Raw genomic sequence first — 16,234 nt, 5'->3', positions numbered from 1 at the left:
CTTGTGATCAAGAGACAGGCTCATTGAGCAGCCCTTTTTGATCTTGATGTTTCTTCTTGAAATCGATCTAGCTATTAAGCGACCGAAGTTTCTGCTTTTGGTTCTGCTTCAAGCGTCATGTTGGTTTCTACACCATGCATCCATGATACAAGCTTACCAGCACAAAGCAGCAGTAATATGGCACTCACCGTTGCTGTGATAGCAATACCACTGAAGATTGACATAGCACCAAGCTCACCAACGTGAGAACCGACCAGGCCTGCCACGTAGTTTGCCACCGCATTGAAGCCAAACCATGCACCCATCATCAATGATGCTAGGCGAAGCGGAGCTAACTTAGTGACCAACGACAGGCCAATAGGCGATAGACAAAGCTCACCAAGGGTATGGAAGAAGAAAGCACCGACTAGCCATAGCATTGATGTTTTCACGGTTAGGTCACCGCCTTGCTCCATGACCGCGCCCATCATGCACACAAAGCCCAGTGCTAAGAAGAACAATGCCATTGCAAACTTAACAGGAGAGTTGGGTTCACGCTTACCCAGTTTCACCCAGAACGCAGCAATGATTGGAGCAAGTGTAATGATGAAGAATGGGTTCAAAGATTGGAACCACGCAGCAGGAACTTCAAAGCCACCAATCATACGGTCAGTATATTGTTGAGTGTAGATGTTCATTAGGCCGCCAGCTTGTTCAAAGCCCGCCCAGAAAACAATCACGAACAGACCCATGATAAGAATCACTTTTAGTCTGTCGAACTCTTCTTTGGTCAGTGGCGCTTTTTCTTTAGATTTGTTTAGTGCTTTCGCTCTTGCAGCAGCAGGTACAGAACCGATGTTGCCCAACCAAGACTGAGCCATTGTCACTTGCATGATCAAGCTAATAACCATACCAATACCAGCGGCTAGGAAACCTGCTTTCCAACCGAATGAATCGACAGCAGCACCTGAAATTAAGCCACCAAGCAGCGCACCTAAGTTGATGCCCATGTAGAAAATGGTGAAAGCACCGTCACGGCGGTTATCGCCTTCTTGGTACAGATCGCCAACCATGGTTGAGATGTTCGGCTTAAACATACCGTTACCACTGATTAGCAGTGCTAAACCAAGGTACAGCGCGTTCACTTGGTCTAAACCGATGAAGCCGTTAGGTAGAGCCATTGTAAATTGGCCAAGTGCCATCAATACACCGCCAATCATAATTGATTTACGCTGACCTAGGTAGTTATCGGCAATCCAGCCACCAATTAATGGTGTGATGTAGACTAAGCCGGTGTAAATACCGTAGAGATCGAGTGCGTCTTTCGTTGACCAACCCAGTCCACCGTTGAGGGTAGTGTCAGTCAAAAATAAGACAAGGATGGCACGCATCGCATAGTAAGAGAAACGTTCCCATAGCTCTGTGCTAAAAAGTAGAAATAGGCCTCTAGGGTGGCCAAAGATGTTGTGGTTGCTTGGCATAAGTTTTACTAATTTTAGGTATTAAAAGATTTTATAGTCATTCATGTATACACAGTGGGATAAAAGTCTGCAATAGACTTATTTTATGGTCACGACAACTTGGTTTAACTAAGATGTTGATATTAAATATCTTTATTTTTAATGTTGCCCATTTTAGATGTGCTGCAAACTAATTTTCCAGATTTGAGTTGGTTGGTTAATAACCTTCATTAAAGTTGTGTTGAATTAAAATCTTTAGATATATTGCTCTGGTGTATCATTTTGAGTTTGAAGGGAGTGGCATGCGCATTAGGTGGGGCATACATATGCTTACAACAATGAGTCTTTTGATCTCTAAATGATCTCTGTACAATGCTTAACCACTCCGACACCTATAACTTTTTGTTGATAAATTGGTCTGCTACGCATTATTTTTCGTTAGCAACGATTCATTTTATTAATGGTGATTTAACCGTTTTAGGCATGTGGTAAAATATCTAAAAATATAAAATGGCTAGTCAAATGAAACGTTGGTATTTGCTTTACTGTAAGCGTGGTGATCAAAAACGCGCTCAGCAGCACTTAGAGAATCAGGGGGTAGAGTGCTTTTACCCTCAAATAGAAGTCGAAAAGGTGGTGAGAGGGAAAGAAAAGCAGGTCAAAGAACCGCTGTTTCCGTCTTACATCTTTGTTCGCTTCGACTATGAGCAAGGTCCTAGCTTCACGACCGTTCGTTCAACACGTGGCGTTGTGGACTTTATTAAGTTCGGTTCACTGCCGCACGAGGTCCAAGGAGACTTGGTGTTTGAACTTAAAGAGTTTGAGAAGTGCTGCAGTAACGAAGTGGAAGATTGTTGTGTTGAGTTTGAATCTGGACAGGTAGTTAAGATTCAGAGTGGCCAATTTGCTGGGGTTGAAGCTATTTTCGATCAGAAAGACGGTGAGGCTCGATCGATTATGCTGGTGAAAATGATCAGCCAAGTCGTTCCAATCAGTATTGAGAACGAAGCACTACAAGCTCGCGCATAACTGCAGTAATAAAAATAGGCTTAAAACAAAAGGCGCATAATGCGCCTTTTTTAGTCTTTAGGATTTGTTCAAAACGCTCTAAGCGTTGTAAGCATCGTTGTGAACGGCTTGTACTGCACGGCCTGATGGGTCGACACAGTTTTTGAATGACTCATCCCACTCAATCGCTTTCGCTGATGAACAAGCAACTGAAGGACCACCAGGTACACACTCTGCCGCAGATTCTAGAGGGAATAGCTCCTCAAAGATTTCACGGTAAGCATAACCTTCTTTGGTTGTTGGCGTGTTGTAAGGGAAACGGAACTTAGCAGCTTCCATTTGTTGATCCGTTACTTTTGCTTCAGCCGTTGCTTTCAATGTATCAATCCAATCGTAGCCAACACCATCAGAGAACTGCTCTTTTTGACGCCATGCGATTGAATCTGGTAGGTAGTCTTCAAAACACTCACGCAGGATGTGTTTCTCCATCTTACCGTTACCGCACATCTTATCTTCAGGGTTCAGACGCATTGCGACATCGATGAACTCTTTATCCAAGAATGGTACACGGCCTTCAACCCCCCATGCCGCTAGCGATTTGTTTGCACGAGCACAGTCGAACATGCTTAGAGCAAGCAGTTTACGTACTGTCTCTTCGTGGAACTCTTTCGCGTTTGGCGCTTTATGGAAGTACAGGTAACCACCAAAGATTTCATCAGCACCTTCACCTGAAAGTACCATCTTGATGCCCATCGCTTTGATCTTACGAGCCAGCAAGTACATTGGCGTTGATGCACGAATCGTCGTTACATCGTAAGTTTCGATATGGTAGATAACGTCACGGATTGCGTCTAGGCCTTCCTGAATAGTGTAAGTCATCTCATGGTGCACAGTTCCGATCTTGTCCGCAACTTCACGAGCAGCGATAAGGTCTGGTGCGCCTTCAAGACCAACAGCGAACGAGTGCAGTTGTGGCCACCAAGCTTCAGATTGCTCATCATCTTCGATACGCATTGCCGCAAAGCGTTTTGCAACTGCTGAAGTAATTGATGAATCCAGGCCACCAGATAGAAGTACACCGTAAGGAACGTCAGTCATTAGTTGACGTTTAACGGCTGCTTCTAGCGCTTCAGTCAGTTCTTCTTTGCTTGTGCTGTTGCCTTGTACCGCAGCGTACTCGTTCCAATCGCGGATGTAGTAGCGTTGAGGTTCAGCATCTTTCGAAGAGTAGAAGCTACCTGGAGGGAATTCACTGATCGTCTTACATACTTCAACCAATGCTTTCATCTCTGAAGCCACGTAGTAGTTGCCGTGCTCATCGTAACCTTGGTAAAGCGGGATGATACCAATATGGTCGCGGCCCACTAGGTACTCGTCTTTCTCTTCGTCGTATAAAACGAATGCGAAAATACCGTTAAGCTCTTCTAGAAGGTCTGCACCCATCTCTTGGTATAGCGCTAGGATAACTTCACAGTCAGAATCAGTCTGGAACTGGTACTTATCTTCATAGCGTGCACGAAGTTCTTTGTGGTTATAAATTTCACCGTTTACTGCAAGAATGTGCTTTTTGTCTTGACTGTATAGTGGTTGAGCACCACTGTTCAAGCCAACAATAGCAAGACGTTCATGAGCAAGGATTGCTTTTTCACCAGCATAGATACCAGACCAGTCTGGACCACGGTGACGAAGCTTCTTAGACATTTCTAAAGCAATAGGGCGAAGTGCTGCGGCATCACTTTTAATGTCGAGAATGCCAAATACTGAACACATAGAACTTCCTTTTAAATAATTTCCAAATCAACTGCATTCAATTTGCCATTCTGGCTAAAAAAAGCAACCGGATGTGAGCAAAAAAATAATATAAAGGGTTTTCTGTTAGAAATTATCTAATTTTTATGTGCTTTTGGTGTGTGATGTTTAATTGCGGTTGGTTTTTTAAACAAAAACCTCTCAAAAGTGCGAAAAATAGGCAGTTTTGAGAGGTTTAGTTGAACACTGTCTAATACTAGATTTTATTGATATTTGGATTTAACTGTTCGCAAACGTGGCGAGCAAAACCACTACCAGCCTCGCTGTAAATGTTAAATGCCGCATCAACGCCATTCTCTTTCAGTGTTTCGAGTTGATCGGGATATTCAGCAATAGCCGCAATTTGGCCTTTAAAGTTACGTGACTTTAATTGTTCTAAAGCGGTTTGATTACCTTGGTGGTGAGGCATTGCCAAAATCACCAGCTTTACGTTTGCTGTATCTAGAATTCGCTCCCAGAAATCTGGGTCAGTCGCGTCGCCAGAAATCACGTTTCTGCCTTGGCTTCTGTGGTTGTGCGCGGCTTCTTCACGCACTTCTACACCTAGGCTGACCTTGCCATAGCGAGTACGTAATTCGTCATAAGCACCGGTACCAATTCGGCCCATACCTAGAATAAGCACTTGGGCACGACCAGGGTCAATTCGCTTATCACGTCGGTGAAGCTTTTCTGACGCATGCTCTTTTAGCCATTTACCTGACTGCTGATAAAGCTTATGACCAGCTCGGTTTAAAGGAGCAGCGATTAGAAAAGACAGTGAAACTGCAATGGCAACGGCAACTAAGATATCACCCGACATCCAACCCATCTTGAAGGCGAGACCACCAACGATGAGGCCAAACTCGCTATAGTTAAACAGTGATAGCGAGGCAAGTAGAGACGTTCGAACACGGAACTTGAAGCGGTTGAGTACCAAGAAGTAGAGAACACCTTTCACAGGCAGCATCAGCAAGAACAAGATTGCGAGCATAAAGCCTTGAATGGTTGGTTGCTCTGACAGACCAATATTCAAGAAGAAACAGACAAGGAAAAGTTCTTTAAGGTTAAACAGCGACTTTGATAATTCTGAGGCTTTTGGGTGACCAGCAAGTAACATACCTAGAACAAGAGCCCCCAAATCTGGTTTCACACCAACCAAATGGAATAAACCAGCACCGACGACTAATGCGAAGAAGATGCCGGAAAGAACCAGCATCTCACCGTGACCAACCCAATCGAGCACTTTGTAGAACAGTGGGCGTAATAAGGGTAGGGCAAACAGAGCAATTGCATACCACTCAGGTATTTTGCCCGTAGAAGCCGTTAAGAATACTACGGCGAAGATATCCTGCATGACCAAGATACCAATCGCTAACGTTCCGTAGGTCGCATTCATTTCGCCTTTCTCTTGCAGAGTCTTAACCGCAAATACAGTACTAGAGAATGAAAGAGCAAAACCGAGCAGAACGATCTGTTCTACCGACATGGCAGCTAGCGATGAAATACCTAAGAACTTAAAGCCAAACAGGGCGACGGCGAAAAACAGAGTGGACAAAAGGTTGTGGATTGTCGCGCCAGCCCAGATCTCTTTAGAGAGTAGGGTTTTGATATCGAGCTTTAAGCCGATAGTAAATAGAAGCAGCGTGACACCAAGGTCAGCTAAAGTAATGATGGTGTCATTGGTTTCAAAGCCAAAGGCAAAAAGCCCAAAGCCTGCAACCAAAAAACCAACTAATGGGGGAAGGTGACACTTTAAAGCAATAAATCCTGCGATAAACGCAGTGGATATTAATATAAGTTCCATAACTTGTTGTTGTAGTTCCCTAGCTTAAAAAAAACGGGCCGTGTTTATACAAACACGGCCCGCGGAAAATCAGAATTGTTTTCTCTAGTCTTCGAGAAGCTTCTGCAGTAACACGCCGTTAAGCATGGCGCGCTTAATCATAGCAAAAGCTCCCATCGTAGGATGTTTATCGATCTGTGATGCTACAATAGGCAGGCCGCTATGGAAAGTCGTTAACGACTGATTCTCTACATTGCGCTTAATTGCAGGAAAAACAATCTCTTGTGCCTTGGTAATATCACCAGCAATGATAACTTTTTGAGGGTTAAATAAGTTAATCGTCATCGCGATAGCCTTACCTAACTGGTTTCCTACTCGAACTAAGCTTTGCTTGGCTAGCTCATCACCATTAATCGCGTGGTCACAAACGTCTTGAATCGTAATATGCTCAAGCTCTGTTAAAGAAGACTCATAGCCTTGTTTAATCAGCTTCTGCACGCGTTCAACGATAGCTGGGTTTGCCGCTACTGTTTCAAGACAGCCGAAGTTACCACATTGGCATTGCTCGCCTAGCGGATCAATTTGGATATGACCAATTTCACCCACATTACGGTTATGACCTAGGAAAACCTGACCATTAACGATAATACCTGCACCTGTACCACGGTGAACACTGACCAAAATAGAATCTTGGCTATCTTTACTTGCACCGAAGTAGTGCTCAGCAAGCGCCATTCCACGAACATCGTTACCAACAAAACAAGCAACATGGAATGTATCGCGAATAATGTCGCTTAATGCGAGGTTATCGATGTCGGTATTCGGCATGTACTCAACAACACCGGTCGTTGGGTTAACCAAGCCTGGAAGCGTGACACCAATAGCAATCAGTTGATCGATCTTTGGTTGATGCTCAGCAATGAAAGCTTTGAGGTTATTGACCAAGCCTTGGGTAAGGTCTGATTGGTCTGAATAATTCAGGTCTTGCTGTTGGAAAGCCAATTCACGACCACCAAGGTCATGCAGGCTTATTTGAATGTAGTCTCGACCCAAACGCACAGCAACAGAATGAAAAGGCTCTACTTCTGTGGTTAGGGAGATAGCGCGTCTACCGCCAGTAGACGCTTGCTGCGCAACCTCTTTAATTAGGCCGCGCTCTAAAAGTTGGCGGGTAATTTTTGTAACACTTGCCGGTGCGAGTTGGCTTACATCAGCCACTTGTATACGACTGATAGGCCCCTGTTGGTCTATAAGTCGGTATACCGCCGCACTGTTTAGTTGTTTAACTAAGTCTACGTTACCTATTTGTCCGCCATTCATACTTAATTGTGCTCGTATTGTCCGTTAACAACAGTCGCTTTAACGTTAAAGTCTCGGTCAAATACAGCTAGGTTTGCAACCATGCCTTTTTTGATTCGACCTAGCTTGCTTTCTACACCGATAGCCGTAGCTGGGTATAGCGTAGCCATGCGAAGAGCTTCGTCTAAAGCGATACCAGCGTGCTCAACTGTATTCTGAACTGCTTCAATCATAGTCAGAGCTGAGCCGCCCAGTGTGCCGTTTTCATCAACACACTTACCATCACGGTAATATACTTTCTTACCGACAAAAATAAAGTATTCCATGTCAGCACCTGCAGGAGCTGTGGCATCCGTCACTAATACCAACTTTTCTCCCTTGATTTTATGCGCAATTCTGATGTTTGCGTAATCAACGTGGAAGCCGTCGGCAATAATGCCAGCGTAAACCTCAGGAGTATCGTAAATCGCGCCAACAACGCCAGGCTCACGACCAACCATCGGCGTCATTGCATTGAACAGGTGAGTGGCGAACGTGATACCAGATTCGAAACCTTGACGCGCTTCTGCGTAAGTTGCGTTGGTGTGGCCGATAGAAACGACAACGCCAGCTTTGTGCAGGCGTTCGATGTGTTCAGGGTCGTTAAGCTCTGGAGCCAATGTTACTTTTGCAACAAGGTCACGGTTCTCACAGATAAGCTCAATCATTTCGTTGTCAGATTTACGAATGTGATCGACGCTATGGATGCCTTTTTTCGCAACGTTTAGGTAAGGGCCTTCAAGGTGCAGACCTAAAGATTGGTTTTGGTACTGGTTATGGTATTCACGAGCTGCCGTAATAACCGCACGCATATCTTCGTCTGAAGAGGTGATAAGCGTTGGTAGGAAGCTAGTACAGCCAGATTTCAGGTTTGCTTTGTGCATGATCTGCATGGTTTCTGCAGTGATCTCATCGTTAAGCATTACACCGCCACAACCATTCAGTTGTAGGTCAATGAAACCTGGGCTTAGGTTTGCTCCGTCTAGGTCGCGAAGCTCGATTCCTTCTGGCAATTCAGAGATAGGACAGACTTTTTTGATCAGTTCGTTTTCGATTACAACAGCATGATCGGTTAGAACATCACTACCAGTGTAAATTTTACAGTTACTTAGCGCGTACATAGTCAGCTAATCCTTATTTCGTGAGATCTTTTAAATTCGTTCGTTACCTAAATGCGGACTTAGTTTGCGAGCATCATTTACGTAACGATTTATCTTTTATGGGCAAACGGCTTCAAAATGAGAAGCGATTTAAGTTGTTGAAAAACATATGAACAATTGATTTTTATTATACATTTAGGTCCATCAATAATGATTATTCACGGTGCTCTATAAGCCCGGAGTTACCATCTTTTTACCTAATGATTAGATTTGGATTTTATCCATAAATGTTCATTTTTTTGAATGATAAAATAAGTTTTATGATCTCGCTAGCAAAAACCTCTGGATTTGGTAAAAACTGGTGATTAGGATCACAAATGGTAAGGTTTTAATTTGCGGAGCAAAATTAATTGAATACACTGAATAGGACTAAATTGAGCGACTAAAATAAGTTTCTCAAACGAATTCTAAAAAATCCTATAGGGGGAAACAACTGGTGAATATTCTAGGATATGCGCAGAAGCTTGGTAAGGCGTTAATGCTACCAATCGCAACGCTTCCGATTGCGGCATTGCTGCTACGTCTGGGTCAACCAGACTTACTCGATATCGCATTCATGGCATCTGCTGGTAACGCAATCTTCAGTCAACTACCATTATTGTTTGGTTTGGGTATAGCTATTGGTCTTTCTAAAGACGGTAACGGCGCAGCAGGTCTTGCTGGTGCAGTTGCTTACTTTGTTCTGACAGCAACCGCAACAAACATCGATGCTAGTGTAAATATGTCATTCTTCGGCGGTATCTTTGCAGGTATCATCGCAGGTCACTCTTACAATGCATTCCACGCGACTCGTCTTCCAGAGTGGCTAGCATTCTTCTCTGGCAAACGTCTAGTTCCTATTATGGCTGGTCTATTTGCTCTAGTTGCTGGCGCAATCTTTGGTGTTGTATGGCCTGCTGTTCAATCTGGTCTAGATGCACTTGCTCACGCAGTTTCAACGTCTGGCGCTATCGGTCAATTTGTTTACGGTACTCTTAACCGTGCACTTATCCCAGTAGGTCTACACCATGTACTGAACTCGTACTTCTGGTTCGGTATGGGCTCTTGTCAAGAAATCGTAGTTGCTGCAGAAGGCTTCTCTCAACTTTGTGTTGACCCTGCACTAGCTAAAACTTTAGTTGTTGGTCAAGAGTACACATTTGAATTTGCTAACTCAGTTAACCCAGAAATTGTTGCAACTGTTAAAGAAGTAACTGAAACAGTTAAATCTGGCGACCTACACCGTTTCTTCGGCGGCGATAAAGGCGCTGGCGTATTCATGAACGGTTTCTTCCCAGTAATGATGTTCGGTCTACCAGGTGCTGCACTTGCAATGTACCTAGCTGCTCCTGCTGAAAAACGTAGCCAAGTTGGTGGCGCACTATTCTCAGTTGCATTCTGTTCATTCCTAACAGGTATCACAGAGCCGCTAGAATTCATGTTCGTATTCCTAGCTCCTGCTCTATACGCAATGCACGCTGTATTTACAGGTTTGTCTCTAGTAGTTGCTAACATGTTTGGTACTCTGCACGGTTTCGGTTTCTCTGCTGGTCTTATCGACTTCGTATTGAACTGGGGTCTAGCAACTAAACCATTCGTACTACTACTAATCGGTCTTGGCTTCGGTGCTCTATACTTCTTCACTTTCTCTTTCGCAATCCGCGCTTTCAACTTGAAATCGCCAGGTCGTGAAGATGATGACGAAGCTGTTGCAGCTCCTGCTGGCGAAGCACCAAAGGGCGACCTTGCACGTCAATACCTGAAAGCTCTAGGTGGTCACGACAACCTAACTTCAATCGACGCTTGTATCACTCGTCTACGTCTAACTCTTAAAGACCGCTCTGTTGCAGATGAAGTTGTTCTTAAGAAACTTGGTGCTAAAGGTGTGGTTAAACTAGGTGAAAACAACCTACAGGTTATCCTAGGCCCACTAGCTGAAATCGTCGCTGGCGAAATGAAAGCTATTGGTGCAGGCGAAGACCTATCTGATGTAAAACTTCCACAGTAAGGGAAGTACTTAATTAAGACGTAAAGTTACTCTTAAGTAAGTGTCAAATTGAAAGCCTCCCACACGGGAGGCTTTTTTGTGCCTGCAGTTTAAGACCAGCGAACACGGTTCGTTCTATTCTTCATCGAATAGCAGAAATAATCGCAATTAACGGACGGTTCTTATTGTGCAAAGGCTAAGAATTGTGGATGATTAGCAACAATGATCTTTCTATCTTTGACTGGCGCTATAAGCGACCGTTTTCTTGGGGACGAAAGATAACTTTCTCTGACAATACTAAATACATAGAGGTGCTATAGATGAGTGAAGCTGAGGCTCGTCCATCGAATTTCATTCGCCAAATTATTGATAAAGATTTAGCGGATGGTACACACAGTAGCGTGCATACTCGTTTCCCGCCGGAGCCAAATGGCTACCTGCACATTGGTCACGCTAAATCTATTTGCTTGAACTTTGGTATTGCTCAGGACTACCAGGGACAATGTAATCTTCGTTTCGATGATACAAACCCTGAAAAAGAAGACGTTGAATACGTTGAGTCAATTAAGAATGATGTAAGCTGGTTAGGCTTCGAATGGTCTGGTGATATTTGCTACTCATCAAACTACTTCGATACGCTTTACGCTTATGCTGTGGAATTAATTAATAAAGGCTTAGCGTATGTTGACGAGCTAAGTCCTGATCAAATCCGTGAGTACCGTGGCACGCTAAAAGAGCCAGGTAAAGCGAGCCCATACCGTGACCGCAGCCCAGAAGAGAACCTAGCGTTGTTTGAAAAAATGCGTGACGGTGGCTTCGAAGAAGGTAAAGCGTGTCTACGTGCTAAGATCGACATGAGCTCTTCGTTCATGGTTATGCGCGATCCTGTTATCTACCGTGTTCGTTTTGCTCACCACCATCAAACGGCTGACAAGTGGTGCATTTACCCAATGTACGACTTTACTCACTGTATCTCTGATGCGCTGGAAGGTATTACGCACTCTATCTGTACGCTTGAATTCCAAGATAACCGTCGTTTGTACGATTGGGTTCTAGATAACATCACGATTGACTGCCAACCTCGTCAGTACGAGTTTAGCCGCCTGAATCTTGAATATACAGTGATGTCTAAGCGTAAGCTGAACCAACTTGTGGTTGAAAACCTAGTTCAAGGTTGGGATGACCCACGCATGCCTACTATTTCTGGCCTACGTCGTCGTGGTTTTACTTCAAGCTCGATTCGTGAATTCTGTAAGCGTATTGGTGTAACTAAGCAAGAGAACATGATTGAGTTCGGTTCACTTGAATCTTGCATCCGTGATGATCTGAACGAAAATGCACCTCGTGCAATGGCTGTTCTGGATCCAGTTAAGATCGTTATCGAAAACTACGAAGCAGATACAGTAGAAACGTTAACGGTTGCAAATCACCCAAACAAGCCAGAAATGGGCACTCGTGAAGTACCATTTACACGTGAAGTTTGGATTGAGCGTGATGACTTCCGTGAAGAAGCAAACAAAAAGTACAAGCGTTTGGTTCTAGGTAAAGAAGTTCGCCTGCGTGGTGCTTACGTGATCAAAGCTGAACGTATCGAAAAAGATGCAGAAGGCAACATTACGACTATCTTCTGTTCTTACGACAATGAAACATTGGGTAAGAACCCTGCAGATGGCCGCAAAGTGAAAGGCGTTATCCACTGGGTATCTGCTGATAAAGCACTGCCTGCTGAGATTCGTTTGTACGATCGTCTATTCACAGTGCCAAACCCAGCCGCTGCTGATGACTTCGCTGCAACGCTAAACCCTGAATCACTTGTTACGCTAAATGGTTTTGTTGAACCTAGCTTAGCAGAAGGTGTGGCAGAGCAAGCGTACCAGTTTGAACGTACAGGTTACTTCTGTGTGGATTCGAAAGACTCTAAAGCAGATGCACTAGTCTTCAACCGCACGGTTGGTCTACGTGACACATGGGGTAAAACTGAAGCTTAATGCTTGAGTATTTAGTTTGTTAAAAACGACCCAATAAAAAACCGGCTTAGGGCCGGTTTTTTTGTGTCTGAATAAAGTCGTCAATTATAGAATAAGTTGCGATTAATCGTCTTATGTAGTGACCATATAAAAAACGCCGGCCTAAGCCAGCGTTCTGTATTACTACTTCGCTTTATGCGCGTCTGGATTGCCTTTGCAATCTCCGCTAATGCTTTTGCCGTACAAGTACAAACTGTGGTTTGTTAGTTGCACGTTGTAACGCTGAGCAATCTCTTTCTGTCTTTCTTCGATGATGTCATCAGAGAATTCGATCACTTCGCCACAATCTAAACATACAAGGTGGTCGTGGTGGTGCTGTGTAGAAAGTTCAAATACAGACTTGCCGCCTTCGAAGTGGTGACGAGTTACAATGCCAGCGTCATCGAATTGGTTAAGTACTCGATAAACGGTTGCAAGACCGATTTCTTCACCTAGGTCGATCAGCTTCTTATATAAATCTTCAGCACTAATATGTTGGCAGTCTGGCTGTTGTAATACTTCTAAAATTTTGAGCCGTGGAAGGGTCACTTTAAGACCTGCATCTTTTAGCGCTTGATTATTGTCTGACATATACTTTCCTGTTGATGATCTGCAGCAATTAACAGAATTCAATATTAATACCATTATAGTTTAGTCAGGCATAACAATAAACCACGAACTTCAAAGGGTTACTTACTGACATCACAATCTGTTTTGTAAATTGGAAGTATCTCACTTATAGTGGAGGTACGACCAGTCAAGGTGACGGTGTTTCTGATATGAACATGGAATGTTGTTATGAATAAGCAACTCGCAAAAATATATAAACCCAACATTGTAAAATTTGCTCTTAATATTTGGCCTCCCTTTTGGGGAGCGGGTATTCGAATAGCCCACATTAGCGCTGACTTTAGGGTTGTTAAGACAGTACTTAAGCTACGCTGGTGGAATAAGAACGCCAATCGTACTCAATATGGCGGCAGTATCTTTTCTCTTACCGATCCCGTTTACTCATTGATGTTAATGGGAATTTTAGGTGAGCGATATTATGTTTGGGATAAAGAAGCGAGCATTAACTTCATCAAGCCGGGGCAATCGGACTTGTATGCAGATTTTGAGATAAGCCAAGGGCAGCTTGACGATATCTATCGCCAGACGCAACTCGGTGAAAAGTGTTTCCCCGAATTTATTATTCACGTGAAAGATAAGCAGGGTAATGTGGTTTCAGAAATTCAACGCACCCTCTATGTAAGAAAGAAGCCGCAATTTAGAGATGACGATGAAGCATTAGAAGCTGAGTGCTAATTAATAGATTTTAAATAGCAAAAAACCTCCTATAAGGAGGTTTTTTCATATCTACATAATGGTTATTAATTGTAACAATTAACAACCACTAGAGAATTAGTCTTCTAGCTCTGCTAGGCACATCTCTTCGTGGATTTGTTTAACCCAGTTAGATACGCGCTCATCAGTTAGCTCAGGTTGACGGTCTTCATCGATACATAGACCAACGAATTGGCTGTCATCGCCTTCAACTAAACCTTTCGATGCTTCGAATTCGTAGCCTTCAGTTGATGTGTGACCTAGGATAGTACCGCCTTTCGCTTCAACGATGTCACGGATAGTACCCATAGCATCACAGAAGTATTCTGCGTAATCTTCTTGGTCGCCACAACCAAAGATAGCAACAAGCTTAGTTGAGAAATCAATAGCTTCTAGCTCTGGGAAAAAGTCATCCCAATCACATTGTGCTTCGCCGTAGTACCACGTAGGGATACCAAGCAGCAGTAGATCGAAGTTATCGATATCTTCTTTGCTGCTTTTTGCAATGTCTTGAACGTGAACGAGCTGTTTGCTCAATTGCTTTTGAATCATCTTAGCAACAGCTTCAGTGTTACCTGTATCGCTACCAAAGAAGAGACCTACACTTGCCATAGAATCATTACCTTTCATTTTGTCTGTTGTCGGTGTAATAAAGTTCGGAAGAGAATCGTTAGATTCCAGTTCCTTCCCAGCTTAGTTGGATTATCCCTTTGGCGATAAAACCCGCACAGCCAAGGAAAAGTACTAACCATACGATGCGACGACCAAATGGAGGAACATTTCCCTGCTTGAGAACGTCCTTAATTGCCATACCGATTAAAAAGAAAATCGCGGCAAACAGGAGATCTAAACCAACAGATTCGATGATGTTCATGTAGTCGTAAAGCATGGGAACCTTATATACCAATTTTGCTTGGGCGCACTATATCACTGTTGTGAGATAAAGTTAATCTGCAGTAATTACACAGCTCTCATTTATCTGCACGAAAAAGCGCAGTTAAGCGATGAATTTTCTAATTGCTCTAAGTACTTCTGCTGGTTTTTCAGCATGCAGCCAGTGACCTGTGTTGGCAATGACATGCGCTTTTGCGTTAGAAAATTGCTGCTGAACGGCTGCTTGATGTTCTGCGGTGAGGTAATCTGAATCCCCACCTTTAATGAGCAAGGTTTTGACCGAGGTTTTCTCGATCGGTTCCCAACCAATAATATGTGGGTAGTTGCTCAATAACGAAGCAACATTGAAGCGCCATTCCATGATGCCTTGCTCTGTTTTGAACAAAGATTTGGTTAAAAACTGGCGAACGCCATCGATCTCGATATGTTTTGCGAGAACCTTGAGTGCATCTGAGCGTGAAGTCGGCTCTTCTTCTATCACGGCTTGCAGGCCTGCGAATACGTTGTCGTGGCGACTCTGAGTGTACGCGACCGGAGCCATATCCAAGACAATCAATTTATGCAGCGCAAGATGTTGTGTCAGTGCCATCGCTACTTTGCCACCCATCGAGTGACCAATCACAGTGACGTCTTCTGACTTAAGATCATGCAGCAGTTGAGCCACGTCTTGTGCCATCGCTTGATAGTTATGAGTGTCACTATGGAAGGATTGACCGTGGTTGCGGAGATCGATACTAAGTACCTGATGATCGGCTTTTAGATCCCTAGCGAGCAAGCCAAGGTTGTCCAGATTACCGAATAATCCATGGATCAAAACAATGGTGTGACCCTCACCTTCAATTTTATAGTTGAGCTGTACTGACATTTTTATCTTATTCATGGTGGGTTTGACGTAGAGTATCCGCGCGGATCTCGCTATAATCCCCCAGAGTTTAAACATTGAGATTGTGAAAAGCGAATGAAAACAATTGAGGTTGATGAGGACCTATACCGTTTTATTGCGGGTCAGACAGAACGTATTGGCGAAAGCGCTTCAGATATTCTGCGCCGCTTGTTACAGGTTGATAGCCAAGGCATGGCTCCGATCGAAGAGATCGTTGAGCCAAAAGGTATCGTTGTTAGCAAAGAGGTAGGCTTTACTCCAGAGAAGTTCGATGGCGTTAAAGAAATGCGCTCACTACTAATATCAGATGAGTTTGCATCACTAAAGAAAGCCATTGATCGTTTCATGCTTGTGTTATCAACACTGCATAAAATCGACCCTTTAAGCTTTTCAGAAGCAACTCAAGTAAAAGGCCGTAAGCGCGTTTACTTTGCAGATAACGAAGCGACGTTGCTAGCAAACGGCAACACGACTAAGCCTAAAGCTATTCCACAAAGTCCTTTTTGGGTTATTACTAATAACAATACAAGCCGAAAAAGACAGATGGTTGAGCAGCTTATGAGCCGCATGAATTTCCAAGCAGAATTGATAGAAAAAGTAACAGGTTCAATTTAACGAAATCTGATTTAAACCTCATAATATCCAT

At 43.6% G+C, this 16,234-nt stretch carries 14 protein-coding genes; 5 read left to right on the top strand and 9 right to left on the bottom strand.

Annotated features, from left to right (window positions below; all coding sequences use genetic code 11):
• Positions 1-74: 74 nt before the first annotated feature.
• On the bottom strand, positions 75-1,460 hold the full coding sequence (locus AB4583_RS05175) for a peptide MFS transporter (protein ID WP_102393253.1): 1,386 nt from the start codon (positions 1,458-1,460) through the stop codon (positions 75-77).
• A gap of 501 nt (positions 1,461-1,961) precedes the next feature.
• On the opposite strand from AB4583_RS05175, the gene rfaH reads away from it, so the two are divergent.
• A complete protein-coding gene (rfaH, locus tag AB4583_RS05170) occupies positions 1,962-2,468 on the top strand; it encodes a transcription/translation regulatory transformer protein RfaH (protein ID WP_017068990.1) in 507 nt (168 codons plus the stop codon).
• A gap of 78 nt (positions 2,469-2,546) precedes the next feature.
• Here rfaH and asnB read toward each other — a convergent pair whose 3' ends face one another.
• From asnB to nagA, 4 genes are all read right to left on the bottom strand, one after another.
• Positions 2,547-4,217 carry an asparagine synthase B gene (gene asnB, locus AB4583_RS05165; protein ID WP_017062196.1) on the bottom strand — a complete coding sequence of 557 codons (1,671 nt, stop codon included), beginning with the start codon at positions 4,215-4,217 and terminating at the stop codon, positions 2,547-2,549.
• A gap of 235 nt (positions 4,218-4,452) precedes the next feature.
• Positions 4,453-6,039, bottom strand: a complete 1,587-nt coding sequence (locus AB4583_RS05160) for a cation:proton antiporter family protein (protein WP_017062195.1) — start codon at positions 6,037-6,039, stop codon at positions 4,453-4,455.
• An 84-nt stretch (positions 6,040-6,123) separates the two neighbouring features.
• Positions 6,124-7,338, bottom strand: a complete 1,215-nt coding sequence (locus AB4583_RS05155) for an ROK family protein (RefSeq protein WP_017062194.1) — start codon at positions 7,336-7,338, stop codon at positions 6,124-6,126.
• A 2-nt stretch (positions 7,339-7,340) separates the two neighbouring features.
• Positions 7,341-8,477, bottom strand: coding sequence for an N-acetylglucosamine-6-phosphate deacetylase (nagA, locus tag AB4583_RS05150; RefSeq protein ID WP_017062193.1), 1,137 nt, complete (start codon positions 8,475-8,477; stop codon positions 7,341-7,343).
• A 475-nt stretch (positions 8,478-8,952) separates the two neighbouring features.
• Here nagA and nagE point away from each other — a divergent pair, with 475 nt between their 5' ends.
• Together nagE and glnS are read left to right on the top strand one after the other, a co-directional pair.
• Positions 8,953-10,503 (top strand): N-acetylglucosamine-specific PTS transporter subunit IIBC, encoded by a 1,551-nt coding sequence (nagE, locus tag AB4583_RS05145; RefSeq protein ID WP_032545860.1) that lies wholly within the window; start codon positions 8,953-8,955, stop codon positions 10,501-10,503.
• Positions 10,504-10,802: 299 nt separating this feature from the next.
• Complete coding sequence (gene glnS / locus AB4583_RS05140) at positions 10,803-12,470, top strand: glutamine--tRNA ligase (RefSeq protein WP_017063407.1); 1,668 nt, start codon at positions 10,803-10,805, stop codon at positions 12,468-12,470.
• A gap of 162 nt (positions 12,471-12,632) precedes the next feature.
• On the opposite strand, the gene fcrX is transcribed toward glnS, so the two are convergent.
• Positions 12,633-13,079 carry a ferric iron uptake transcriptional regulator FcrX gene (gene fcrX, locus AB4583_RS05135; protein WP_372116648.1) on the bottom strand — a complete coding sequence of 149 codons (447 nt, stop codon included), beginning with the start codon at positions 13,077-13,079 and terminating at the stop codon, positions 12,633-12,635.
• Positions 13,080-13,286: 207 nt separating this feature from the next.
• Between fcrX and AB4583_RS05130 the strand changes: the two genes are divergently transcribed.
• Positions 13,287-13,793, top strand: a complete 507-nt coding sequence (locus AB4583_RS05130; RefSeq protein ID WP_019820496.1) for a DUF4442 domain-containing protein — start codon at positions 13,287-13,289, stop codon at positions 13,791-13,793.
• Positions 13,794-13,889: 96 nt separating this feature from the next.
• On the opposite strand, the gene fldA is transcribed toward AB4583_RS05130, so the two are convergent.
• The 3 genes from fldA to AB4583_RS05115 all read right to left on the bottom strand — a co-directional run bounded on the left by fldA (position 13,890) and on the right by AB4583_RS05115 (position 15,570).
• Entirely contained in the window at positions 13,890-14,423 is a 534-nt protein-coding gene (gene fldA, locus AB4583_RS05125) for a flavodoxin FldA (protein ID WP_010436745.1), read from the bottom strand.
• 58 nt (positions 14,424-14,481) lie between these two features.
• Positions 14,482-14,700 carry a DUF2788 domain-containing protein gene (locus tag AB4583_RS05120; protein WP_004737900.1) on the bottom strand — a complete coding sequence of 73 codons (219 nt, stop codon included), beginning with the start codon at positions 14,698-14,700 and terminating at the stop codon, positions 14,482-14,484.
• 108 nt (positions 14,701-14,808) lie between these two features.
• Complete coding sequence (locus AB4583_RS05115; RefSeq protein WP_017061954.1) at positions 14,809-15,570, bottom strand: alpha/beta fold hydrolase; 762 nt, start codon at positions 15,568-15,570, stop codon at positions 14,809-14,811.
• 93 nt (positions 15,571-15,663) lie between these two features.
• On the opposite strand from AB4583_RS05115, the gene seqA reads away from it, so the two are divergent.
• A complete protein-coding gene (gene seqA, locus AB4583_RS05110) occupies positions 15,664-16,203 on the top strand; it encodes a replication initiation negative regulator SeqA (protein WP_017061953.1) in 540 nt (179 codons plus the stop codon).
• The last annotated feature ends 31 nt before the right edge of the window (positions 16,204-16,234 follow it).

Source organism: Vibrio sp. 10N.222.49.C12 (assembly GCF_041475025.1).
GTDB classification, from domain to species: domain Bacteria; phylum Pseudomonadota; class Gammaproteobacteria; order Enterobacterales; family Vibrionaceae; genus Vibrio; species Vibrio crassostreae_C.
The sequence above is the reverse complement of the archived record's forward strand: the minus strand, read 5'-3'. Positions and strand labels throughout refer to the sequence as shown.

Excerpts from the sequence above, each read along its gene's own strand:
- AB4583_RS05175 (WP_102393253.1), bottom strand. The coding sequence starts at position 1,460 with ATGCCAAGCAACCACAACATCTTTGGCCACCCTAGAGGCCTATTTCTA.
- rfaH (WP_017068990.1), top strand. The coding sequence starts at position 1,962 with ATGAAACGTTGGTATTTGCTTTACTGTAAGCGTGGTGATCAAAAACGC.
- asnB (WP_017062196.1), bottom strand. The coding sequence starts at position 4,217 with ATGTGTTCAGTATTTGGCATTCTCGACATTAAAAGTGATGCCGCAGCA.
- AB4583_RS05160 (WP_017062195.1), bottom strand. The coding sequence starts at position 6,039 with ATGGAACTTATATTAATATCCACTGCGTTTATCGCAGGATTTATTGCT.
- AB4583_RS05155 (WP_017062194.1), bottom strand. The coding sequence starts at position 7,338 with ATGAATGGCGGACAAATAGGTAACGTAGACTTAGTTAAACAACTAAAC.
- nagA (WP_017062193.1), bottom strand. The coding sequence starts at position 8,477 with ATGTACGCGCTAAGTAACTGTAAAATTTACACTGGTAGTGATGTTCTA.
- glnS (WP_017063407.1), top strand. The coding sequence starts at position 10,803 with ATGAGTGAAGCTGAGGCTCGTCCATCGAATTTCATTCGCCAAATTATT.
- fcrX (WP_372116648.1), bottom strand. The coding sequence starts at position 13,079 with ATGTCAGACAATAATCAAGCGCTAAAAGATGCAGGTCTTAAAGTGACC.
- AB4583_RS05130 (WP_019820496.1), top strand. The coding sequence starts at position 13,287 with ATGAATAAGCAACTCGCAAAAATATATAAACCCAACATTGTAAAATTT.
- fldA (WP_010436745.1), bottom strand. The coding sequence starts at position 14,423 with ATGGCAAGTGTAGGTCTCTTCTTTGGTAGCGATACAGGTAACACTGAA.
- AB4583_RS05120 (WP_004737900.1), bottom strand. The coding sequence starts at position 14,700 with ATGCTTTACGACTACATGAACATCATCGAATCTGTTGGTTTAGATCTC.
- AB4583_RS05115 (WP_017061954.1), bottom strand. The coding sequence starts at position 15,570 with ATGTCAGTACAGCTCAACTATAAAATTGAAGGTGAGGGTCACACCATT.
- seqA (WP_017061953.1), top strand. The coding sequence starts at position 15,664 with ATGAAAACAATTGAGGTTGATGAGGACCTATACCGTTTTATTGCGGGT.